This is a genomic window from Streptomyces sp. NPDC079141 (genome assembly GCF_040686775.1).
GTDB lineage: Bacteria > Actinomycetota > Actinomycetes > Streptomycetales > Streptomycetaceae > Streptomyces.
Window position 1 is genome coordinate 58,046 of record NZ_JBFBLP010000003.1, and the last position, 19,674, is coordinate 77,719.

Annotated in this window: 22 protein-coding genes; 11 read left to right on the top strand and 11 right to left on the bottom strand. The window is 71.5% G+C overall.

Translation table 11 applies throughout. The features are described 5' to 3' along the window. Positions 1 to 157 precede the first annotated feature (157 nt). The 5 genes from fabG to AB0Q90_RS09950 all read left to right on the top strand — a co-directional run bounded on the left by fabG (position 158) and on the right by AB0Q90_RS09950 (position 4,853). Entirely contained in the window at positions 158 to 919 is a 762-nt protein-coding gene (gene fabG, locus AB0Q90_RS09930) for a 3-oxoacyl-ACP reductase FabG (protein WP_363162149.1), read from the top strand. A 13-nt stretch (positions 920 to 932) separates the two neighbouring features. Then, positions 933 to 1,694 (top strand): SDR family oxidoreductase, encoded by a 762-nt coding sequence (locus AB0Q90_RS09935; RefSeq protein WP_363162150.1) that lies wholly within the window; start codon positions 933 to 935, stop codon positions 1,692 to 1,694. 195 nt (positions 1,695 to 1,889) lie between these two features. Next, the gene (locus AB0Q90_RS09940) at positions 1,890 to 3,473 is read left to right on the top strand and encodes an ABC transporter substrate-binding protein (RefSeq protein WP_363162151.1); all 1,584 of its coding nucleotides are present in this window, start codon (positions 1,890 to 1,892) and stop codon (positions 3,471 to 3,473) included. Positions 3,474 to 3,541: 68 nt separating this feature from the next. Beyond that, positions 3,542 to 4,225, top strand: a complete 684-nt coding sequence (locus AB0Q90_RS09945; protein ID WP_363162152.1) for a uracil-DNA glycosylase — start codon at positions 3,542 to 3,544, stop codon at positions 4,223 to 4,225. Positions 4,226 to 4,331: 106 nt separating this feature from the next. Beyond that, positions 4,332 to 4,853 (top strand): hypothetical protein, encoded by a 522-nt coding sequence (locus AB0Q90_RS09950; RefSeq protein ID WP_363162153.1) that lies wholly within the window; start codon positions 4,332 to 4,334, stop codon positions 4,851 to 4,853. Positions 4,854 to 5,053: 200 nt separating this feature from the next. On the opposite strand, the gene AB0Q90_RS09955 is transcribed toward AB0Q90_RS09950, so the two are convergent. The 5 genes from AB0Q90_RS09955 to AB0Q90_RS09975 form a co-directional block, all read right to left on the bottom strand. Then, positions 5,054 to 6,106, bottom strand: a complete 1,053-nt coding sequence (locus tag AB0Q90_RS09955; protein WP_363162154.1) for a methyltransferase — start codon at positions 6,104 to 6,106, stop codon at positions 5,054 to 5,056. A gap of 5 nt (positions 6,107 to 6,111) precedes the next feature. Next, positions 6,112 to 7,335 carry a cytochrome P450 gene (locus AB0Q90_RS09960; RefSeq protein WP_363162155.1) on the bottom strand — a complete coding sequence of 408 codons (1,224 nt, stop codon included), beginning with the start codon at positions 7,333 to 7,335 and terminating at the stop codon, positions 6,112 to 6,114. Between the two features lie 98 nt (positions 7,336 to 7,433). Continuing rightward, the gene (locus AB0Q90_RS09965) at positions 7,434 to 7,922 is read right to left on the bottom strand and encodes a hypothetical protein (RefSeq protein WP_363162156.1); all 489 of its coding nucleotides are present in this window, start codon (positions 7,920 to 7,922) and stop codon (positions 7,434 to 7,436) included. Between the two features lie 112 nt (positions 7,923 to 8,034). Further along, positions 8,035 to 8,544, bottom strand: a complete 510-nt coding sequence (locus AB0Q90_RS09970; RefSeq protein WP_363162157.1) for a DinB family protein — start codon at positions 8,542 to 8,544, stop codon at positions 8,035 to 8,037. A gap of 20 nt (positions 8,545 to 8,564) precedes the next feature. Next, positions 8,565 to 9,179, bottom strand: a complete 615-nt coding sequence (locus AB0Q90_RS09975) for a TetR/AcrR family transcriptional regulator (protein ID WP_363162158.1) — start codon at positions 9,177 to 9,179, stop codon at positions 8,565 to 8,567. Between the two features lie 86 nt (positions 9,180 to 9,265). On the opposite strand from AB0Q90_RS09975, the gene AB0Q90_RS09980 reads away from it, so the two are divergent. Both AB0Q90_RS09980 and AB0Q90_RS09985 read left to right on the top strand, forming a co-directional pair. Continuing rightward, the gene (locus tag AB0Q90_RS09980; RefSeq protein WP_363162159.1) at positions 9,266 to 10,450 is read left to right on the top strand and encodes an FAD-dependent monooxygenase; all 1,185 of its coding nucleotides are present in this window, start codon (positions 9,266 to 9,268) and stop codon (positions 10,448 to 10,450) included. 9 nt (positions 10,451 to 10,459) lie between these two features. Beyond that, positions 10,460 to 11,371 carry a Gfo/Idh/MocA family oxidoreductase gene (locus AB0Q90_RS09985; protein ID WP_363162160.1) on the top strand — a complete coding sequence of 304 codons (912 nt, stop codon included), beginning with the start codon at positions 10,460 to 10,462 and terminating at the stop codon, positions 11,369 to 11,371. On the opposite strand, the gene lnt is transcribed toward AB0Q90_RS09985, so the two are convergent. Both lnt and AB0Q90_RS09995 read right to left on the bottom strand, forming a co-directional pair. Continuing rightward, entirely contained in the window at positions 11,289 to 12,863 is a 1,575-nt protein-coding gene (gene lnt / locus AB0Q90_RS09990) for an apolipoprotein N-acyltransferase (protein WP_363162161.1), read from the bottom strand. The two genes, AB0Q90_RS09985 and lnt, sit on opposite strands and share 83 nt — an antisense overlap. Before the next feature lie 78 nt (positions 12,864 to 12,941). Then, positions 12,942 to 13,418, bottom strand: a complete 477-nt coding sequence (locus tag AB0Q90_RS09995) for a nuclear transport factor 2 family protein (RefSeq protein WP_363162162.1) — start codon at positions 13,416 to 13,418, stop codon at positions 12,942 to 12,944. Between the two features lie 100 nt (positions 13,419 to 13,518). On the opposite strand from AB0Q90_RS09995, the gene AB0Q90_RS10000 reads away from it, so the two are divergent. Continuing rightward, positions 13,519 to 14,130, top strand: coding sequence for a DUF4291 domain-containing protein (locus AB0Q90_RS10000; protein WP_363162163.1), 612 nt, complete (start codon positions 13,519 to 13,521; stop codon positions 14,128 to 14,130). A gap of 4 nt (positions 14,131 to 14,134) precedes the next feature. Here the strand turns inward: AB0Q90_RS10000 and AB0Q90_RS10005 are convergent, their stop codons facing one another. Together AB0Q90_RS10005 and AB0Q90_RS10010 are read right to left on the bottom strand one after the other, a co-directional pair. Continuing rightward, positions 14,135 to 14,314 carry a hypothetical protein gene (locus AB0Q90_RS10005; RefSeq protein WP_363162164.1) on the bottom strand — a complete coding sequence of 60 codons (180 nt, stop codon included), beginning with the start codon at positions 14,312 to 14,314 and terminating at the stop codon, positions 14,135 to 14,137. Between the two features lie 85 nt (positions 14,315 to 14,399). After that, on the bottom strand, positions 14,400 to 15,275 hold the full coding sequence (locus tag AB0Q90_RS10010) for an undecaprenyl-diphosphate phosphatase (RefSeq protein WP_363162165.1): 876 nt from the start codon (positions 15,273 to 15,275) through the stop codon (positions 14,400 to 14,402). A 177-nt stretch (positions 15,276 to 15,452) separates the two neighbouring features. On the opposite strand from AB0Q90_RS10010, the gene AB0Q90_RS10015 reads away from it, so the two are divergent. After that, positions 15,453 to 16,250 (top strand): alpha/beta hydrolase, encoded by a 798-nt coding sequence (locus AB0Q90_RS10015; RefSeq protein ID WP_363162166.1) that lies wholly within the window; start codon positions 15,453 to 15,455, stop codon positions 16,248 to 16,250. 5 nt (positions 16,251 to 16,255) lie between these two features. Here the strand turns inward: AB0Q90_RS10015 and AB0Q90_RS10020 are convergent, their stop codons facing one another. After that, on the bottom strand, positions 16,256 to 16,729 hold the full coding sequence (locus AB0Q90_RS10020; protein WP_363162167.1) for a helix-turn-helix domain-containing protein: 474 nt from the start codon (positions 16,727 to 16,729) through the stop codon (positions 16,256 to 16,258). Between the two features lie 94 nt (positions 16,730 to 16,823). Between AB0Q90_RS10020 and AB0Q90_RS10025 the strand changes: the two genes are divergently transcribed. Next, on the top strand, positions 16,824 to 17,993 hold the full coding sequence (locus AB0Q90_RS10025; RefSeq protein ID WP_363162168.1) for a thiolase family protein: 1,170 nt from the start codon (positions 16,824 to 16,826) through the stop codon (positions 17,991 to 17,993). Between the two features lie 4 nt (positions 17,994 to 17,997). Here the strand turns inward: AB0Q90_RS10025 and AB0Q90_RS10030 are convergent, their stop codons facing one another. Beyond that, on the bottom strand, positions 17,998 to 18,768 hold the full coding sequence (locus tag AB0Q90_RS10030) for a TVP38/TMEM64 family protein (protein WP_363162169.1): 771 nt from the start codon (positions 18,766 to 18,768) through the stop codon (positions 17,998 to 18,000). Between the two features lie 49 nt (positions 18,769 to 18,817). Here AB0Q90_RS10030 and AB0Q90_RS10035 point away from each other — a divergent pair, with 49 nt between their 5' ends. Beyond that, the gene (locus tag AB0Q90_RS10035; protein WP_363162170.1) at positions 18,818 to 19,540 is read left to right on the top strand and encodes a DNA alkylation repair protein; all 723 of its coding nucleotides are present in this window, start codon (positions 18,818 to 18,820) and stop codon (positions 19,538 to 19,540) included. Positions 19,541 to 19,674 lie beyond the last annotated feature (134 nt).

The following is a 19,674-nucleotide window of genomic DNA, read 5'->3' on the forward strand; positions in this document are numbered from 1 at the left end:
TGGCCGTCGCGGGCAGAGGTAATGGATCACACGTGGCGAGCCTGGCGTTGACACCGCGTGCCAGGGCTTCTAGCGTCACGTCTGCTGAAGGTACTAAGCGGTCGCTCACCCATGGGCGAGCCGCTGGGCCGCACCCCAAGGGCGAGGAGAAGCAGCCATGTCCACCACTGAGCAGCGGGTCGCCGTAGTCACCGGCGGAGCGCGCGGTATCGGCGCCGCCACCGCCGTACGGCTGGCCGCAGAGGGCCGCGCGGTCGCCGTGCTCGACCTCGACGAGGCCGCCTGCAAGGACACCGTGGAGAAGATCACCGCGGCCGGCGGCAAGGCCCTCGCGGTCGGCTGCGACGTCTCCGACGAGGCGCAGGTCGAGGCGGCCGTGGCACGGATCGCCGCGGAGCTGGGCGCGCCGACCATCCTCGTCAACAACGCGGGCGTGCTGCGCGACAACCTCCTGTTCAAGATGAGCGTCTCCGACTGGGACACCGTCATGAACATCCACCTGCGCGGCGCCTTCCTGATGTCCAAGGCCTGCCAGAAGCACATGGTCGACGCGGGCTTCGGCCGCATCGTCAACCTGTCCTCCTCCTCCGCCCTCGGCAACCGCGGCCAGGTCAACTACTCCGCCGCCAAGGCCGGTATGCAGGGCTTCACCAAGACCCTCGCCATCGAGCTCGGCAAGTTCGGTGTCACCGCCAACGCCGTCGCCCCCGGCTTCATCGCCACCGACATGACGGCCGCCACCGCCGCGCGCGTGGGCATGGGCTTCGACGACTTCAAGGCCGCGGCCGCCACCCAGATCCCCGTGCAGCGCGTCGGGGAGCCGGACGACATCGCCAACGCCATCGCCTTCTTCACCGGCGAGGCGGCCGGATTCGTCTCCGGCCAGGTGCTGTACGTCGCCGGCGGACCGCTCGACTAAAGGGATCACGGACATGACTGAACTTCCCGAGCTCTCCGGCAAGGTCGCCCTCGTCACGGGCGCCAGCCGCGGTATCGGCTACGGCGTCGCCGAGGCGCTGGTCGCCCGCGGTGACCGCGTCTGCATCACCGGCCGCAACGAGGACGCCCTCAAGGAGGCCGTCGAGGCACTCGGCGCCGACCGGGTCATCGGCGTCGCCGGCAAGGCCCACGACGAGGCCCACCAGGCCGTCGCCGTCGAGCGCACCATGGAGGCGTTCGGCCGCGTCGACTTCCTGGTCAACAACGCCGGTACGAACCCGGTGTTCGGCCCGATCGCCGACCTGGACCTCAACGTCGCCCGCAAGGTGTTCGAGACCAACGTGATCTCGGCGCTGGGCTTCGCGCAGAAGACCTGGCACGCCTGGCAGAAGGACAACGGCGGCGCGATCGTCAACATCGCCTCCGTCGCGGGCCTCGCGCCCTCGCCCTTCATCGCCGCCTACGGCGTGAGCAAGGCCGCCCTGATCAACCTGACCGCGCAGCTCGCGCACGAGTTCGCGCCCAAGGTGCGGGTCAACGCGATCGCCCCGGCGGTGGTGAAGACCAAGTTCGCGCAGGCCCTGTACGAGGGCCGGGAGGCGGAGGCGGCCGCCGCCTATCCGCTGGGCCGCCTCGGTGTGCCGTCGGACATCGGGGGCGCCGCCGCGTTCCTCACCTCGGCGCAGTCCGACTGGGTCACCGGCCAGACGCTCGTCGTCGACGGCGGCATCTTCCTCAACGCCGGCGTCGGCTGACCCGCCCAGCACGCGACGACGCCCGTTCCGCTTTACAGAAGCGGAACGGGCGTCCATGGCAAGTCAGATCAAAGCACGTTGACAACGTAGTCACAGGTTTATCGATCAAGCGCCCCCGTGAGACACCGGTTCAACCGGCGAATCTCTGCGGTATGGTCTGCCGACCCTTGGTATGGCAGATCGAGGAGCGTGCGCGTGTTCAACCGGATCCGAGGCCTGCGGCAGGTGGCGGCCATCGCGTCCATATCGTCCCTGGTGGCGGGATGCGGAATCCTGTCGTCGGATTCCTCTGAGGAGCAGGGGCCGATCGTGGTGGGGACGACCAGTGCGCCGAGCACGCTGGATCCCGCCGCCTCCTGGGACAGCTCCTGGGAGCTGTTCCGCAACATCTACCAGACGCTGCTGAGCTACCCGGCGGGCGCGAGCAAGCCCGAGCCCGACGCCGCCGAGAGCTGCGAGTTCACGGACACCTCCAACACCGTGTACCGCTGCGAGCTGCGCGAGGGGCTGAAGTTCTCCGACGGCAGCACGCTCGACGCGGCCGCCGTGAAGCACTCGATCGACCGGATCACGAAGATCAAGGTCAACGGTGGCCCCGCCGGTCTGCTGGGCAGCCTCGACAAGGTCGAGGCGCCGAGCGAGCGCGAGGTCGTCTTCCGCCTCAACAAGCCGGACGCCACCTTCCCGTTCGTGCTCGCCACGCCCGCCATGTCGATCGTCGACCCGGCCGGCTATCCGATCGACTCCCTGCGCGAGGACGGCGCGGTCGTCGGCTCCGGGCCCTACACGCTGGAGTCGTACGACGACGGCGAGAAGGCCGAACTCGTCCGCAACGACAGCTACAAGGGCTACGCCGAGCGCAAGAACAGCGCCGTGACCATCCGTTACTTCGACGACTCGGCCACCATGGTCGGCGCCCTGCGCAACCACGATCTCGACGTCGCCTTCCGCGGTCTGGCCGCCGACGACATCCTCGATCTGCAGACGTTCGAGGCGCGCAAGGAGTTCCAGCTCATCGAGAGCGTCAGCACGCAGATCAGCTACCTGGTGTTCAACCCGAAGGACCCCTGGGCCGCCAAGCCCGCCGTGCGCAAGGCCATCGCCCAGATCATCGACCGCCCGGCGATCGCGCACAAGATCTACAAGGACACGGTGGAGCCGCTGTACTCCATGGTCCCGAAGGGGCTCACCGGCCACACCACCGGCTTCTTCGACGACTTCGGCGAGCCCAGCGCCGACAAGGCCCGCCAGATCCTGGCGGCGGACGGTATCACCGAGCCCGTCCCGCTCCAGTTCTGGTACACCACCGACCGCTACGGCTCCGAGACGAAGGCGGAGTTCGAGGAGATCAAGAAGCAGCTGGAGGACACCGGCCTGTTCGAGATCAGCCTCAAGAGCCGCCCCTGGAAGACGTATGTGACGGGCTACCAGAAGGGCGAGTACCCGGTGTTCGGCCGCGGCTGGGCCCCCGACTTCCCGGACGCCGACAACTTCATCGCCCCCTTCGTCGGCGACCAGAACGCCCTCGGCACGCCCTACCCGGCGCCCGAGATCACCGGTGACATCCTGCCCCGCTCCCGCCAGGAGAGCGACCGCTCCAACGTGGAGAAGGACTTCGAGGAGGCGCAGGAGATCCTCGTCGAGGACGCGCGGCTGCTGCCGCTGTGGCAGGGCCGGCAGTACGTGGCGGCGGACAACGACATCTCCGGCGCCGAGCGGGCCCTGGACCCGTCGACGATCATGATGATGGGCGAGTTCTACCGCAAGACCAGCTGGTAGGCCCGATGTCAGTGGTCGCCGGTAAGTTCTGTGCCGACGAAGCGACCGCAGATCGTAAGGAAGTTGACGTGACCGACATCGCCATGCTGCCCGAGTCCTGGCGCGGGGTTCTCGGCGACGAGCTCCAGCAGCCCTACTTCAAGGAGCTGACGGAGTTCGTCGAGGAGGAGCGGGCCAAGGGTCCCGTCTACCCTCCGCGCGAGGAGGTCTTCGCCGCGCTGGACGCCACTCCCTACGACAAGGTGAAGGTCCTGATCCTCGGCCAGGACCCGTACCACGGCGAGGGCCAGGGCCACGGCCTGTGCTTCTCGGTCCGGCCCGGCGTGAAGACCCCGCCCTCCCTGCGCAACATCTACAAGGAGATGCAAGCGGAACTCGACCTGCCCGTCCCGGACAACGGCTATCTGATGCCGTGGGCGCAGCAGGGCGTCCTGCTGCTCAACGCGGTGCTCACGGTCCGCTCCGGTGAGGCCAACTCCCACAAGGGCAAGGGCTGGGAGAAGTTCACCGACGCGGTGATCAAGGCCGTGGCCGGCCGTCCCGACCCGGCGGTCTTCGTGCTGTGGGGCAACTACGCCCAGAAGAAGCTCCCGCTGATCGACGAGACGCGGCACGTCGTGGTCAAGGGCGCGCACCCCTCCCCGCTGTCCGCCAAGAAGTTCTTCGGCTCCCGTCCCTTCACCCAGATCAACGAGGCGGTGGCCCAGCAGGGCCACGAGCCGATCGACTGGCGCATCCCGAACCTGGGCTGACCTGGAGCGGGGCCGGTCCGACGGGTCGGCCCCGCCTCGCCCGGATTGTCCGTGCCTGCCGTTAGCGTCGACAGCGACCCCGGCCGGCGAGCGTGTGGAGGATGCGGTGGCGGAGCGACAGGAGCGGACGGTGCCGGACGCCGTGATGACACGGATCGGGCAGGTCGTCATGCTGCATCACGCGGGGGACCGCGAGGAGGCCCGGCACCGTTTCCTGGACCTGTGGGCGGAGATCGGCGAGCACGGCGACCCGCTGCACCGCTGCACCCTGGCGCACTACCTGGCCGACACCCAGGACGACCCCTGGGACGAACTGGCCTGGGACCTGCGGGCGTTGACGGCCGCGGAGGAGCTGACCGACGACCGGCTCGCCGAGCACGAGGACGCGCTCGCGGTGCGTGCGCTGTACCCCTCGCTGCATCTCAATCTCGCCGCCGACTATGTGAAGCTGGGCCGCTCCGAGGCCGCCCGCACCCATCTGCGCCGGGCCCGTGGGACGGCCGACGCGCTTGCCGACGACGGTTACGGCGACGGGGTGCGGGCCGCGATCAGCCGCCTGGAGCTGCGGCTGGGCGAGGGCGGTCCGTCGGCGGAGGGCGGCTGGGGGCCGCCGCGGCAGCGTCCCTGACCTGGGCGTCGTAGAACTGGCGCGTGATGCCGTATAGTTGACCTTGCACTGGTCGCCGCAAGCGCGGCGGACCGGGGCTTGCGTTGGTGGTCCAAGGAAAGACGTCCCGCTTCCTGCGGGGAGATGCAGGTGCAAGGCCTGCCCGGCGCTCCGAATGCAGGGCCCGTCCCATCTGTGGGGCGGGCCCTGTGCGTTGTCGCCTAGCGGGGGACCGCCTCCAGCACCTGGAAGTGGGTGGGGGCCAGCGGTTCTCCCACCCGCGTCAGCTCCAGGCCGGCGGAGTCCAGCAGGGCGGCGAACTCCGCCTCGGTGCGCTCCCGGCCACCGGCCATCACCAGCATGTTGAGATCGCTGAGGACCGTGCTCAGCGCCGCCGGCCCTCCGTCGTCGCCGGGCAGCACCGGCTCGACCAGCAGCAGCTTCGCGTGCCGCGGCATGGCGCGGCGGCAGTTGCTCAGGACGGCACGCGAACTGTCGTCGTCCCAGTCGTGGATGATGCTCTTCAGCACATAGGCGTCGCCGCCGGAGGGCACCGCGGTGAAGAAATCTCCCGGGGTGATCGTGCAGCGGTCGGTGACATCGGCCGCGGCCAGCACCTCGGCGGCCTCCTTCACCCCCGTGGGGGTGTCGAACAGGATGCCCCGACCCTCGGGGCACGCGGTCAACAGGGCGGCGAGCAGGGTGCCGTTGCCGCCGCCCACGTCCACCACCGTGTCGAAGCCGGAGAAGTCGTAACCGGCCACCACCACATCGGCCGCACCGCGCGCGGTCTCCGCCATCGCGGCGTTGAACAGGCCCGACAGGTCCGGCCGCCCGCCGATGTACGGGAAGGCGGGCATGCCGAAGACGTGCTCGAACGCGGTCTGTCCGGTGCGCACGCTGTGCAGCAGCTCGCCCCAGGGGCGCCAGACGGCCTCGGAGGTGAACAGGTCGGCCAGCGCCCGTGCCGGAGCCCCGGTGTCCGACCGCAGGACCTCACCGAAGCCGGTGAGCGCGAACCGGCCCGTGCGGCCGTGCCGTTGCACCACGCCGAGGCTCTCCAGGGCCCGCAGCAGGCGGTGCAGCGAGTCCTCGTGGGTCCCGGTGGCCGCCGCCAGCTCCGCACCGCTCCGCGGGCCGTCGTGCAGCAGGTCGGCGAGCCGCAGACGGGCCGCCACCCCGAGGACTTGGGAGGCCTGGTACGCGTGGACGAGCTCCAGCGCCCGGGCCTGGAGCTCGGCAGGGGCCGGCGCGGAGTCCGATTTCCCGTCCATGCCCCTCACCACGCCACATGCAGCGCCACGGGGGCGTGGTCGACGAACTGCCGGGCCATCCGCACCGATTCCCTGTCCACCAGGCGGAGCCCGGGAAGGCGGGCGGACAGGGTCTCCAGCGTCACCGCGAGCTGGAGCCTGGCCAGCCGGGCGCCCACGCAGGCGTGCACCCCGTGCCCGAACGTCAGATGCCGCGTGATCTGCCGGGTGATGTCGAACGTCTCGGGCCGGTCGAACTCCTCGGGGTCCCGGTTGGCCGCGCTGTAGAGGGCCACGACATCGGCGCCCTCGGGCAGGGTGTGCCCGCCCAGGCTCACCTCGCGCGTGGTCACCCGGAAGAAGGCGTGCACGGGGGTGTCGTAGCGGGCGATCTCCTCCACGGCGCCCGGGATCAGCTCAGGACGTTCGCACAGCAGCCGCCACTGCTCGGGCCGGGACAGCAGATGCCACAGGCCGTTGCCCAGCAGGGCCGTGGTGGTCGAGTGGCCCGCGGTGATCAGGCCGATGAACGTCCACACCAGTTCGGCGAGGTGCTCGTCGTCGAGGGGCCCCGGCGGGGCCAGCACGCCGACGATCTCGCTGAACGCGTCCGTCCCCGGGCGCTCCTTGCGCTCACGGACGTAGCGCGCCATGACGTCCTGGAACTTGAGGAACAGCTCGGCCGCGGCGACCTCTTCGTCCCGGGGCGCGCCACCGGTGATGACGGCCACGCAGGCGTAGGCCCCGTCCCGGATGATCTCCCGGTCCTGTGGTTCGACCCCGCACATCTCGGCGATGGTGTCCACCGGCAGCACGCGCGTGTACCGGTCCATCAACTCCGCCGAACCGTCCCGTTCCATGGCGTCCACCAGGGCGGCCGCCCGCGCGCGGATGCCCGGCTCCATCTCCGCGACGGCGTCCGTGCCGAGCCGCTTGGCCAGTGGGGCGCGCACCTTCAGATGGCGCTCGCCGCTGACGTTGATGATGGCCGACGACGGCGGATAGCCGCGCTGCAGGACGGCGACGGCGTCGGGGTGCAGCGGGAGCGGGGAGCGCAGGGCGTTCGCCGTGGAGAACGTCTCGTGCCGCTGGAGCACCGTACGGACGTCGTCGAACCGGGTGACCACCCAGGCCTGCATCACCTCGGAGTAGAACACCGGCTCCTGCTCGCGCGCCTGCGCGAAGAAGGGGTACGGATCCTGCAGATGCGCGCCCAGAGGGTCGTACGACTCGCCGACGGAACGTCCCATCACGCTCGCCCCTCACTGCGACGGAAATCCGGGGCGCCGACGATGGCAGGCCCCGCTCGTGCGCGGGTGGAGGTGCGGGGGATGGGCGGGCCGCGCCCTCAGCGGCCGTAGGCCTGCTCGCAGATCGCCGCCTCGGGGCTGTCCCGGTGCCAGCCGCCGTACTTCTTGCCCAGGCCGCACACGTCCGTGTTCTTGCGGACCGACTCCGACACGTCGGGGATCTCGACGCGCGGCTGTGCCGGGATCACGTCCGGGGTCTGCTGTTTCGGGTGCGGGCGGCGCGGCTGCGGGTGCGGGGCGGACGGCCGGTGGGCCGGTGTCGGGGTGTCGGCCGACGGCGCCGCCGGCTGCTCGGACGCGAGCTTCTTGCGGTCCGGGTGGCGGGGCGGCCCGATCAGCTCCAGTGCCTCTTGCGCCGGCGCCTGCACGATCTGGGGCTCCGACCGGCCGTTCGCCCCGGGCGCCGGCGGCTGCGACGGCGGTGCCGGTGGCGCGGTGACGGGCGGGCGCTGGACCGTCACACAGCCCGAGAGGGCGGAGACAGCCACGGTGACCAGGAGCGCTGCGGTGGTCGTCGTTCGATGCACCCGCGCAACTCTGCTGGTTCCGGCCCCCTTTGGGACAGCGGACAAGCGGAGGATGCCCCGCACGGGTGATCTCCGCCCCCGTACGGAGGGCGTGCGTCCGCCGAGGGTGACGTCAGTCGCCGGTGGTCCCGTCGACGCGCTCGCGCAGCAGGTCCGCGTGGCCGTTGTGGCGGGCGTACTCCTCGATCATGTGGGTGTAGATCCAGCGCAGGTTGAAGCGTTCACCGGACCGGCTGGTGCCCTTGGAGAGGTCGTCGAGGCCGCGGTCCGCCACGTTGCCCCGGGCCCTGTCGATCTCGGCGCGCCAGGTCGTGTGCGCCTCCTCCCAGGTGTCCGTCGCGGAGAAGTGGAAGTCGCCGTCGCGGTCCTGCTCGGAGCAGTAGAGCACTCCGAGGTCCTCGCCGACGAGGATCTCGTGGAACCAGAACCGCTCCACCTCGGCCATATGGCGCACGAGCCCCATCAGGGTCAGCTCGGACGGCTCCACGGAGGCGGTCCTGAGCTGGGTGTCGGTCAGGCCCTCGCACTTCCACGCCAGCGTCTGGCGGTGGTAGTCCAGCCAGCCCTCCAGCATGGTGCGCTCGTCGGCGGTGATGGCGGGCTCATGGCGTTCGATTGTCATGGGCGCATCCTTGCGCAGACTCACTCCGGCCCTCCAATGCTTTTGCGGTCGCCGAGCATGCCGTCGAGCAACTCCCGCAGCCCGGCCCGCACCTGCTCCAGGCTCGGGGCCTGAGCGCTGAACGACCCGGCCACGCAGGAGAACATCAGCCCGTCCGCCCAGGCGACCAGCGACAGCACGTGCCGGGCGGGATCGGCCGACCCCATGGCCGTGAGCAGCGCGGCCAGTTGGTCGCGGAAGCGGGCGCCCGTCGCGTTGTAGTACGCGCGCAGCTCGGGGCGGCGGGTGGCCTCCAGGGCCAGTTCGTAGCGGGCGAGCGTCAGGTCGCGGTTGCGGGTCAGGGAGCGGTGGGTGGCCAGGGCCATTCCGTCCACGAACGCGTCGACGCCGGCGCGCGGGTCCGGCATCTCGTCCAGGGCCAGGACGCGTGCCTCGCGCTCGGCGAGCCGGCGTACCGCCAGTTCCAGGAGCGCCTGCCGGGTGCGGGCCAGGTTCGACGTCGAGCCCTGGGGGAGCCCCGCCGCCTCGTCGACCGCCCGGTGCGTCAGCCCGCGCATCCCGCGCTCGGCGAGCAGGGCGAGGGCGGTGTCGGCGACGAGGTCGGCGCGCGAGGCGCTCGTGGTGCGTACGGACATGAAGGCCAACCTACCTGTCGCACTACGGCTGTAGTACAGTCGACGCGCAGCGGTACTACACCTGTAGTTCGACCGGGAGGAACCCCATGGCACGGACGAAGCGGGTCGTCGTGATCGGCGGCGGGATCGGTGGTCTGACGGCGGCGGCCGCACTGCACCTCGCCGGCCGCCAGGTGACCGTGCTGGAGCGGGCCCCGTCCCTCGAACCGGTCGGCGCGGCCATCTCGCTCGCGCCCAACTCCCTGCGCGCCCTGGACGTCATCGGGCTCGGGGACGAGATCCGCGACCTGGCCGCCTGGCAGGGCGACGGGGGACTGCGCACCCCGTCCGGACGCTGGCTCTCGCGCACCGACGCCGCCGCCGTCGCCGAACGCTTCGGCGGCCCCCTCGTCCTGCTGCACCGGGCCACCCTCGTCAACAGCCTGGCCGGGGCACTCCCGCCGGACGCCGTCCGTACGGGCGTCACCGCGACCGTCGCCGACCCCGGCGACGCGAACCGCCCGGCCCGCGTGACCACCCCGGACGGCGAACTGGAGGCCGACCTGGTGGTGGCCGCCGACGGCGTCCGCTCGGCCGTCCGCGGGGTGCTGTTCCCGGACCACCCCGGAGCCGTGTACTCCGGGTTCACCACCTGGCGGATCGTGGTCCCGCTGCCCGGCGTCCAGTTCGCCTCGCACGAGACCTGGGGCCGGGGTCGCATCTGGGGCTCGCACCCGCTCAAGGACGGCCGCGTGTACGCGTACGCGGCGGCGCGGACGCCCGCCGGACAGCGCGCACCCGACGACGAGAGGGCCGAACTGCTGCGCCGCTACGGCGACTGGCACCAGCCGGTCCCCGCGATCCTCGCCGCCGCCCGCCCCGAGGACGTCCTGCGCCACGACGTCCACCACATCGCCGAGCCGCTGCCCGCCTACCACCGCGGCCGGGTCGCCCTGGTCGGCGACGCCGCGCACGCCATGCCGCCGCTGCTGGGACAGGGCGGCAACCAGGCCGTCGAGGACGCCGTGGTGCTCGCCCACCACCGCGACGACCTCCCCGGCTACACCGCGGCCCGGCTGCCCCGTACGACCGCCGTCGCCCGCAGGTCCGCCCAGGTCGCCCGCGTCAACCTGATGACCGGCCGCGTCGGCATCGCCGTACGCAACACCGCGATCGCCGCCCTGTCCAAGGCCGCGCCCGCGTCCCTGGTGCGCAGCTTCGACGGCATCGCCGACTGGCGGCCCCCGCAGCCGCCGTATGCTTCGGTCGTGTCACACCCAGGCACGCGGTAGGGAGAGCCAGTGAAGGTCGGCTGCATCGGACTCGGGGACATCGCGCAGAAGGCCTACCTACCGGTGCTCGGCCACCAGCCCGGCGTCGAACTGCATCTGCAGACCCGCACGCCCGCCACTCTCGCCCGGGTCGCCGACGGCCTCCACCTTCCCCAGGGGCAGCGCCACACCGACCTCGACTCCCTGCTCGCCCAGGGCCTGGACGCCGCGTTCGTGCACGCGCCCACCGCCGTACACCCGGAGATCGTGACGCGGCTGCTCCAGGCGGGCGTGGCGACGTACGTCGACAAGCCGATGGCGTACGAACTCGCCGACTCCGAGCGGCTGGTGGAGCTCGCCGAGGAGCGCGGGGTCAGCCTCGCCGTCGGCTTCAACCGGCGCTACGCCCCCGGGTACGCGCAGTGCGCCGACCACCCGCGCGAGCTGATCCTCATGCAGAAGAACCGGATCGGGCTCCCGGAGGAGCCGCGCTCGATGATCCTCGACGACTTCATCCACGTCGTGGACACGCTGCGCTTCCTGGTGCCCGGCCCGATCGACGACGTCACCGTGCGCGCCCGCACCGAGGGCGGGCTGCTGCACCACGTCGTGCTCCAGCTCGCCGGGGACGGCTTCACCGCCCTCGGAGTGATGAACCGGCTCAGCGGCTCGGCCGAGGAGATCCTTGAGGTCTCCGGCCAGGACACCAAGCGGCAGGTGCTCAACCTCGCCGAGGTGATCGACCACAAGGGGCAGCCGACCGTGCGCCGGCGCGGCGACTGGGTGCCGGTGGCCCGGCAGCGCGGCATCGAGCAGGCGGTGCTGGCGTTCCTGGACGCCGTGCGCGCGGGGAAGGTGCTCAGCGCCCGGGACGCGCTGGCGACCCATGAGCTGTGCGAGCGGGTGGTACGCGCGGTCCAGGAGCAGGCCGCCGGAGCCTGAGCGCCCGGGCGGCCTCACCGCCGCACCAGGCGGCCATGACCAGCAGCGCGGCCTGCACCGTCCAGTCGCCGAACCGGACGTACGGCGTGGTCCCGTCGGCCAGTGGCACGTCGTAGACCGCTGCCGTGCTCGCGCTCGTCCCCAGCGGCGGGCCGACGCGCTGCCCGCGCGCGTCGTACACGGCGGAGACACCGGTCAGCGTCGCGTGCACCATCGGGCGGCCGGTCTCCGCGGCGCGCAGGGCGGCGAGCGAGGAGTGCTGCTCGGGTGCCCAGCTCTGCTGGAACGTCGAGGTCGCCGACTGGGCGATCAGCACCTCGGCGCCGTCCTCGACGAGATGGCGGCTCATGTCCGGGAACGCCGACTCGAAGCAGACCATCGGGCCCACCCGCAGGCCGTCCCCGGCGTCCATCACCACCTGCGCGGAGCCGCGCCGCCGGTCCTCGCCGGCCGCCTCGCCCACCGAGGTCGCCCAGCCGAGCAGCGAGCGGAACGGCACGTACTCGCCGAAGGGCACGAGCCGCATCTTGTCGTAGCGGTCGCCGGTCAGGCCGTCCGGGCCGGCCAGCACCGAACTCTTGTAGATGCCGGGCTTGTCGGAGCGCTTGGCGTCCACGTTGACCAGGATGTCGGCGCCGGTCTCCCGGGAGAGCGCGGCCAGGCGCTCGGCCAGGTCGGGCCGGCTGCCCAGGTCGAAGCCGACGCTGCTCTCGCCCCACACGATCAGGTCCAGGTCCTGGCCGGCCAGCTCACGGGTGAGCTGCTCCTCGCGCGCGAAGCGCCGGTCGCCGCTGTCGACGCCGTGGATGACGCCCGGCTGGACGACGGCGATCCTCACCCGACCCTCGACGTCCGGGCGGGGCGACCACACCCAGGCCGTCGAGGTGACGGCGGCGGTGGCGACCAGACCGGCCACGGCCGGGACGCGGGAGCGGCGGACCGCCACCAGGACGGCGACGGCGACGTTGACCGTGACCACCAGGAAGCTGAGCAGCCACACCCCGCCGACCGAGGCGAGCCGCAGCGCCGGGTCCACCTGCCACTGACTTGCGCCGAGCATCCCCCAGGGGCCGCCGAGCCCCTGCCAGGAGCGCACCAGCTCCACCATCAGCCAGCCCGAGGGCAGCACCGCGAGGGCGGCCGCCACCCGGCCCGGCCCGGGCTCCCCGGCCAGCAGACGGCGCACCAGCCATCCCCAGGGGGCCCACAGCACGCCGAGGAGCGCGGCGATGACGAAGGTGAACACATGCAGGTTCGGCAGCAGCCAGTGGTGCATCGCCAGCATGAAGCCGAAGCCCCCGCACCAGCCGTCGTACAGCGCCCGCTTCCCGGTCGGCGCCGAGCGCAGCAGGACGAGCCAGGGCACCAGGGCGACGTAGGCGAACCACCACAGGGAGGGCGCCGGGAAGGCGAGCACGGGCAGCGCACCGGCCAGTGCGGCGACCAGCGAGCGCCGCCACGGGGAGACGAGCCAGTGGCCGAACCTCTTCATGCAGCGCCTCCTACCCCGTGGTGCCTCCAGTGTGCGCGCTGGAGTCGCCCGCGGGACAGAGCGCACGGGACGAATCGATCATCGTGTCGCCGCGGGTCCGGGCAGCCGCCGCCACTTCTCCTGGACGATCACCTCGCGCAGCCGCCAGCCGTCGTACGTGCGGGTCAGCCCGAAGGAGTACCGGCCGCCGCACACGAAGTCGGGGGCGGCCGAACCGCCGTCCTCCTGGGCCAGCCGCATCGGATTGACGTAGTCCGCCTGCACGTGGGCCGTGTCGCCGGTGTCCTGCTCCAGGATCCCGAAGCGCACCCGGCGGTTGACGATCAGATGCTGCCGCATCGGGAACAGCCGCATGCTCTCGGCGAGCCACGCCGCGACGTTCTGGGCGTCCCCCTCGATGCCGCCCGCCGAGCGGTAGTCCGCGCGCCCGTCGGGGGTGAACAGTCCTCGGTACGCCTTCCAGTCACCGTCGTCGACCGCCACCGCGTACTCGGTGATCAGCCCGTCGACGGCCAGCCGGTCCATCACGGTCGCGAGCTCCACACGCTGCGTCATCGGCTCAGTGTTGGGCATGGGGTGGGCCGAGCCAAGAGGTGTGCGGCGACGGTGGCGATATTCGGTGGCGGAGGACGGACGCGGGGCCCAGTCTTGCGGGGTGAACGATCAAGCAGCACAGCCCGAACCCAGGTTCCGGGTACGGGCCCGGCACACGGAGTCCACGGTCACCGTCTACCAGGCCTACCGGCCGGAGATCGGCGGGCCCGCGGCCCGGACCGGGCGCTTTCCGGCGTCCTGGAAGCGGGACCGGATGACCTGGATCAAGCCGTCCTTCCTGTGGATGATGTACCGCTGCGGCTGGGGCACGAAGGAGGGCCAGGAGACCGTTCTGGCCGTCGAGATCAGCCGGGAGGGCTTCGTCTGGGCGCTGCGCAACGCGTGCCTGTCGCACTACGTACCGGACCTGCACGGCGACCGGGCCGACTGGAAGCGGCAGTTGAGGCAGGCACCCGCGCGCGTGCAGTGGGATCCGGAACGCGATCTGCACCTCAACCCGCTGCCCCACCGCTCGCTGCAACTGGGACTCTCGGGAGGGGCAGCGGCCCGCTACGCCGACGAATGGACCGTCGGCATCGAGGACGTGACGCCGCTGGCGAGCGAGATCCGCTCCCTGGTGCGGGCGGGCGAGACGGCGCGGGCTCGCGAACTGCTGCCGCAGGAGCGGCCGTATCCGCTCGACGACGAGATCCTCGCCCCTCTGCGGGCATAGCGGCTCAGGCCGCCTTGATGACCTCGCCGCGGATCGCGGCCGCCCACTCCACCACCAACAGCTCGTACTCCGTGCGCTCTTGGGCCGACAGGGTGCCGCCCGCGCGCACCCACAGGGCGCGGATCTGCTCGTTCACCTCGGCAGCAGAGCGCACGGAACCACCGGCTACGGAATCGGGGGACATGCGGACCAGCCTAGGGGCAAGCACTGACGCTGCGCTACCGAACGGCTACTCGTCCCGCGTGCGATGAGTCACTGAATTCCCGGTCTCAGTGCGCGGGTTCGCCCGCGTCCGGGCTCAACGCACCGGTGGCCACCAGCACGACGATCAGGATGCCGAGGGCGATGCGGTACCAGACGAACGGCATGAAGCTCTTGGTGGAGATGAACTTCATGAACCAGGCGATCACCGCGTAGCCGGACGCGAACGCGATCACCGTCGCGAAGGCCGTGGGGCCCCAGTCGACATGCCCGGTCTCCATCGCGTCCTTGAGCTCGAACAGGCCCGAGGCGAGCACGGCGGGGATCGCGAGGAGGAACGAGTAACGGGCCGCGGACTCGCGCGAGTAGCCCATGAACAGGCCGCCGCTGATGGTGGCGCCGGAGCGGGAGACGCCCGGGACCAGGGCCGCGGACTGGCAGAGGCCGAAGATCAGGCCGTCGCGGACGTTCAGGTCCCCCAGTTCCTTGCGCTGCTTGGCCGCTCGGTGCCGCCCGCCGCTCTCGGCACGGTCCGCCATGCGGTCGGCGATGCCGATGATGATGCCGACCACGATCAGCATCGTCGCGGTGATCCGCAGATCGCGGAAGGGCCCCTCGATCTGGTCCTTGAGCGTCAGCCCCAGTACACCGATCGGGATCGAGCCGACGATCACCAGCCAGCCCATCTGGGCGTCGTGGTCGCGGCGCATCGCCTTGTCCGTGAGCGACTTCGCCCAGGCCAGGATGATCCGCCCGATGTCCTTGCGGAAGTAGATCAGCACGGCCGTTTCCGTGCCGATCTGGGTGATCGCGGTGAAGGCCGCGCCCGGGTCCTCCCAGCCGGAGAACGCCGCGGTCAGCCGCAGGTGCGCGCTGGAGGACACGGGGAGGAACTCGGTCAGCCCCTGGACGAGTCCGAGGATGAGGGATTCAAACCAAGACATGAAGTTACGGAGTCCAAGTGCTGATGGTGGAGGACGCGATGGGCACACCGTGCCGTGGGGCGCGGTGATCACAAGTGTCGAGGGGCAGCGTAGCGTCCCTCGGTGACAGGGGTGGCACAGGGGTTTCGCAGGGGCGTCCGTTGGGCACTGGTGCGCGGCCGTGGCTAGCCTGGAACCATGCCGACGGTCCGGGTCAGCGGCGTCGATGTCGTCTACGCGCGCGTGGGGCACGCACCGGGGCCGCCCCTGGTGCTGGTGCACGGGGCGGGTCTGGACGGGCGGATGTGGCAGCCGCAAGTCGAGGCGCTGGCCGACGAGTTCACAGTGGTGGCCTGGGACGAGCCGGGCTCGGGGCGGTCCTCGGACGTGCCCGCCGGATTCGGCCTCGCGGACTACGCCCACTGCCTGGTCGCCGTGATCGAGGCGGTGGGGCTCGGTCCGGCCCAGGTCGCCGGCCTCTCCTGGGGCGGCACCGTCGTGCTGGAGCTGTACCGGCTCCGCCCCGATCTGGTCCGCACGCTGATCCTGGTGGACACCTACGCAGGCTGGAAGGGCTCGCTGCCGCCCGAGGAGGTGGCCGCCCGGGTCGAGGGCGCCCGGCGGATGCTGGCGGCGCCCAGGGAGGCCTTCGATCCGACGCTGCCGGGGCTGTTCGCCGGTGACCGGCCGCCGGAGGCGTTCGTGCCGCTGCTCGACGCGATGCAGCGCGAGGTGCGCCCGCAGACCATGGGCGCGCAGCTGTTCATGATGGCGGAGGCCGATCTCGACGATCTGCTGCCCGCGATCGAGGTGCCCGCCCTGCTCGTCTGGGGTGAGGCCGATGTGCGCTCACCCCTGGACGTGGCCCGGCACTTCGAGGGGGCGATCGCGGACGCCGAGCTGGTGGTGCTGCCCGGGGCGGGGCACATGAGCAACCTTGAGGACCCCGAGGGCTTCACGCGCGCGGTGCGCGCCTTCTGCCGCGCGCACGTGTAGCCGGCTCAGGCCGCCGGCAGCGGCCCCGCCAGCGTCCAGCCCGGAGCCTGCGGATGGGCCGTGAGGTCCTCGTGGCGGACCTGGTCGCCGCAGGTCGAGCAGGTGACGACGGGCACCAGTTCGTTGCCGCAGACGTGCTCGATCACCATCGGCCGGTCGTCGTCCTTGTACAGATGGCGGTCGCCCCAGGCCATGAGGGTCAGCAGGACCGGCTCCAGCTCGATGCCCGCCTGGGTGGGCCGGTACTCGAAGCGCTGCGGCCGCTCGCTGTAGGCCCGCTTCGTCAGGATCCCGGCGTCGACGAGCCGGCGCAGGCGGGTGGCCAGGATGTCGCGCGGGGCGCCGATGTTGCGCACCAGCTGGTCGAAGCGGCGGTTGCCGAGGAAGACCTCGCGCAGGACGAGCAGGGAGTACTTCTCGCCGACGAGCGCCAGGGTGTCGGCGACGGAACAGGGGCGCGGGTCTTTGGGGGCGGCCATGGCGACCAGTCTAGGTGAGGGTTTGAATTTCCAACTCGCGGCGCTATGGTGAGTTCGGATTTCCTACCGACCGGTAGCCGTGGAGGCCCGCATCATGCGTGACGCAGTGATCGTCGAAGCCGTACGCACCCCCATAGGCAAGGGCAAGCCGAACGGCTCCCTCGCGCACGTCCACCCCGTCGAACTCCTCGCCCACACGCTGCGCACCCTCGTCGAGCGCTCCGGCGTCGACCCGGCGCTCGTCGACGACGTCATCGGCGGCACCGTCGACCAGGTCGGCGAGCAGGCCATGAACACCACCCGCTACGCCGCCCTGTCGGCGGGCTTCCCGGAGTCGGTCCCGGCGACCACCGTGGACCGCCAGTGCGGCTCCTCCCAGCAGGCCGTGCACTTCGCGGCGCAGGGCGTCATGGCGGGCGCCTACGACCTCGTCGTCGCCTGCGGGGTCGAGTCCATGAGCCGCGTGCCGATGTGGTCCAACGTGCCGCCCGGCAAGGACCCCTTCGGCCCCGGCGTCGCCGAGCGCTACCCCGAGGGCCTTCTCCCGCAGGGCATCAGCGCCGAACTCATCGCCGCCAAGTGGTCGATCACCCGCGAGCAGATGGACGCCTTCGCGGTCTCCTCGCACCAGCGTGCGGCCGAGGCCTGGGACAAGGGCCTCTTCGACGCCGAGGTGGCGCCCCTGGACGGCGTCGCCCGCGACGAGTGCGTACGACCCGGCAGCAGCCCCGAGATCCTGGCCGGCCTCAAGCCCGCCTACTACGACCCCGCCTTCGCCGAGCGCTTTCCGCAGATCGAGTGGAACGTCACCGCGGGCAACGCCAGCCCCGTCAACGACGGCGCCTCCGCCGTGCTGATCACATCGAGCGAGACCGCGGCCCGCCTCGGCCTGCGCCCGCTCGCCCGCCTGCACAGCTTCGCCGTCACCGGCTCCGACCCGCTGCTGATGCTCACCGGAGTCGTCCCGGCCACCGAGAAGGTGCTGCGCCGGGCCTCCCTGACCCTCGACGACATCGACCTGTTCGAGGTCAACGAGGCCTTCTCCAGCGTCGTACTGGCCTGGCGCCAGGAGACCGGCGCCGATCTGGCCAAGGTCAATGTGCACGGCGGCGCGATCGCCCTCGGCCATCCCCTCGGCGCGAGCGGCACCCGCCTGACCACGACCCTGGTGCACGCGATGCGCGAGCGCGGCGCGCGCTACGCCCTGCAGACGATGTGCGAGGCGGGCGGCCTCGCCAACGCGATGATCCTGGAGTCGGTGTAACGGTTCACCGGCCGCGCAGGTGGTGGCGCTTGCGCCAGGCCACCACCACGCCCGCCAGCGCCGGCAGGGCGATGCAGGCCAGCGCGATCAGGAAGGCCGGGGACGTCGGTGCGGAGGCGCGGGCGCCGGCGACGACGTAGGCAGCGGTGTTCGGGATCGAGCCGAGCGCCGTCGCCAGCAGGAACGGCACATAGCCCATGCGGGAGACGGCGGCACAGTAGTTTGCCGCCCAGAACGGCACCCCGGGGAACAGCCGCACCGCCAGCATCGAGCGGAAGCCGTGCCGGCTGAGCTGCCCGTCCACAGCCTGCAGCCAGCGGCCCCGCAGCAGCGGGCGCAGGGCGTCCTGCCCGAGCGTCCGGCCCAGCCCGAAGGCGAGCCCGGCCCCGAGCACCGTGCCCGCGAGGGCGGAGGCGAGACCCAGCTGGGAACCGAACAGTGCGCCCGCCGCGAGATTGAGCAGCGGCCGTGGCACGAAGGCCACCGCGCACAGCCCGTACGCCACCGCGAACACCACGGTCGCCGCCGCCCCGCCGAGCTGCGGCGGCCAGCCGTCCGCCAGCAGCCGCTGCGGCTCGAACAGCAGCACACAGATGGCGGCCGAGGCGAGCACGGCGACCAGCAGGGACAGCCGCGACCACGGCGAGAGCAGCACTCTCGTGCAGCGCGCGGCGAAGCCCACGGGCACGGGCACGGCCGCGGCGAGTTCCATGGCGGCGGCCGGGGGAGCGGCCGTCGCGGTGCCCCCAGAGCGGGTGGTGGCAGCATCGAGCATCCGGTGACAGTAACCGACATATGTGTGTGATCGCCGTATGGTTCGTCTCATGAAGGCCACCGGCCAGGGAACACCAGGTGTCCCGGACAGCGGTCTCGCCGACACCGTGCTGGAGCGGCTCACCGCCGTGTACGGGGCCGCGGCCGACCCGGAGCGGGGCGCGGCCATGCGCGCGTACATGAAGGACGTGGCCCCCTTTCTCGGCCTCACCACACCCGTGCGCCGGGAGCTGTCCCGGACCGTCCTGGAGGGCACGCCCCGCCCCGACGAGGCCGACTGCACGGCCATCGCCCTGCGCTGCTGGCGGCTGCCCGAGCGTGAGTACCAGTACTTCGCCGTGGACTATCTGCGCCGCCACGCGCGCGTGTGCACCTCCGGCTTCCTGCCCGTGACCCGGCACCTCGTCTCCACCGTCCCCTGGTGGGACACCGTCGACCTGCTCGCCGCCCATGTCGTCGGCACTCTGGTCGCCGCCGATGCGAAGCTCACCGCGGACATGGACGACTGGATCGGCGACGACAACCTGTGGGTCGCCCGCACGGCCCTGCTCCACCAGCTCCGCTACAAGGAGCGCACCGACGCCGAACGCCTCTTCGCCTACTGCGTACGGCAGTCCGGACACCCGGACTTCTTCATCCGCAAGGCGATCGGCTGGGCGCTGCGCGAGTACGCCAAGACCGACCCGGAGGCCGTACGGTCCTTCCTCGCGCGGGAGAAGGGCCGCTTCGCGCCGCTGTCGGTGCGCGAGGCGCTGAAGAACATCGGCGCCTGACGCCCCGTACCGGGAAAACCATTCGACGCCGGGCAGGGCGTCGGTAATGATCGACGTCATGTTCCGGCACGCCTTCCTCCTTGCAGCATCCGCAGTCGCGGATGCGCCGAAGGCTGCCGTTCCCGTCTTTCTGA

Coding starts and splice junctions, on each gene's coding strand:
- AB0Q90_RS09935 (WP_363162150.1), top strand. CDS start 933: ATGACTGAACTTCCCGAGCTCTCCGGCAAGGTCGCCCTCGTCACGGGC.
- AB0Q90_RS09955 (WP_363162154.1), bottom strand. CDS start 6,106: ATGGACGGGAAATCGGACTCCGCGCCGGCCCCTGCCGAGCTCCAGGCC.
- AB0Q90_RS10015 (WP_363162166.1), top strand. CDS start 15,453: ATGCCGACGGTCCGGGTCAGCGGCGTCGATGTCGTCTACGCGCGCGTG.
- lnt (WP_363162161.1), bottom strand. CDS start 12,863: ATGAAGAGGTTCGGCCACTGGCTCGTCTCCCCGTGGCGGCGCTCGCTG.
- AB0Q90_RS10010 (WP_363162165.1), bottom strand. CDS start 15,275: ATGTCTTGGTTTGAATCCCTCATCCTCGGACTCGTCCAGGGGCTGACC.
- AB0Q90_RS10030 (WP_363162169.1), bottom strand. CDS start 18,768: ATGCTCGATGCTGCCACCACCCGCTCTGGGGGCACCGCGACGGCCGCT.
- AB0Q90_RS10035 (WP_363162170.1), top strand. CDS start 18,818: ATGAAGGCCACCGGCCAGGGAACACCAGGTGTCCCGGACAGCGGTCTC.
- AB0Q90_RS10025 (WP_363162168.1), top strand. CDS start 16,824: ATGCGTGACGCAGTGATCGTCGAAGCCGTACGCACCCCCATAGGCAAG.
- AB0Q90_RS09980 (WP_363162159.1), top strand. CDS start 9,266: ATGGCACGGACGAAGCGGGTCGTCGTGATCGGCGGCGGGATCGGTGGT.
- AB0Q90_RS10005 (WP_363162164.1), bottom strand. CDS start 14,314: ATGTCCCCCGATTCCGTAGCCGGTGGTTCCGTGCGCTCTGCTGCCGAG.
- AB0Q90_RS09975 (WP_363162158.1), bottom strand. CDS start 9,179: ATGTCCGTACGCACCACGAGCGCCTCGCGCGCCGACCTCGTCGCCGAC.
- AB0Q90_RS09970 (WP_363162157.1), bottom strand. CDS start 8,544: ATGACAATCGAACGCCATGAGCCCGCCATCACCGCCGACGAGCGCACC.
- AB0Q90_RS09995 (WP_363162162.1), bottom strand. CDS start 13,418: ATGACGCAGCGTGTGGAGCTCGCGACCGTGATGGACCGGCTGGCCGTC.
- fabG (WP_363162149.1), top strand. CDS start 158: ATGTCCACCACTGAGCAGCGGGTCGCCGTAGTCACCGGCGGAGCGCGC.
- AB0Q90_RS10020 (WP_363162167.1), bottom strand. CDS start 16,729: ATGGCCGCCCCCAAAGACCCGCGCCCCTGTTCCGTCGCCGACACCCTG.
- AB0Q90_RS09960 (WP_363162155.1), bottom strand. CDS start 7,335: ATGGGACGTTCCGTCGGCGAGTCGTACGACCCTCTGGGCGCGCATCTG.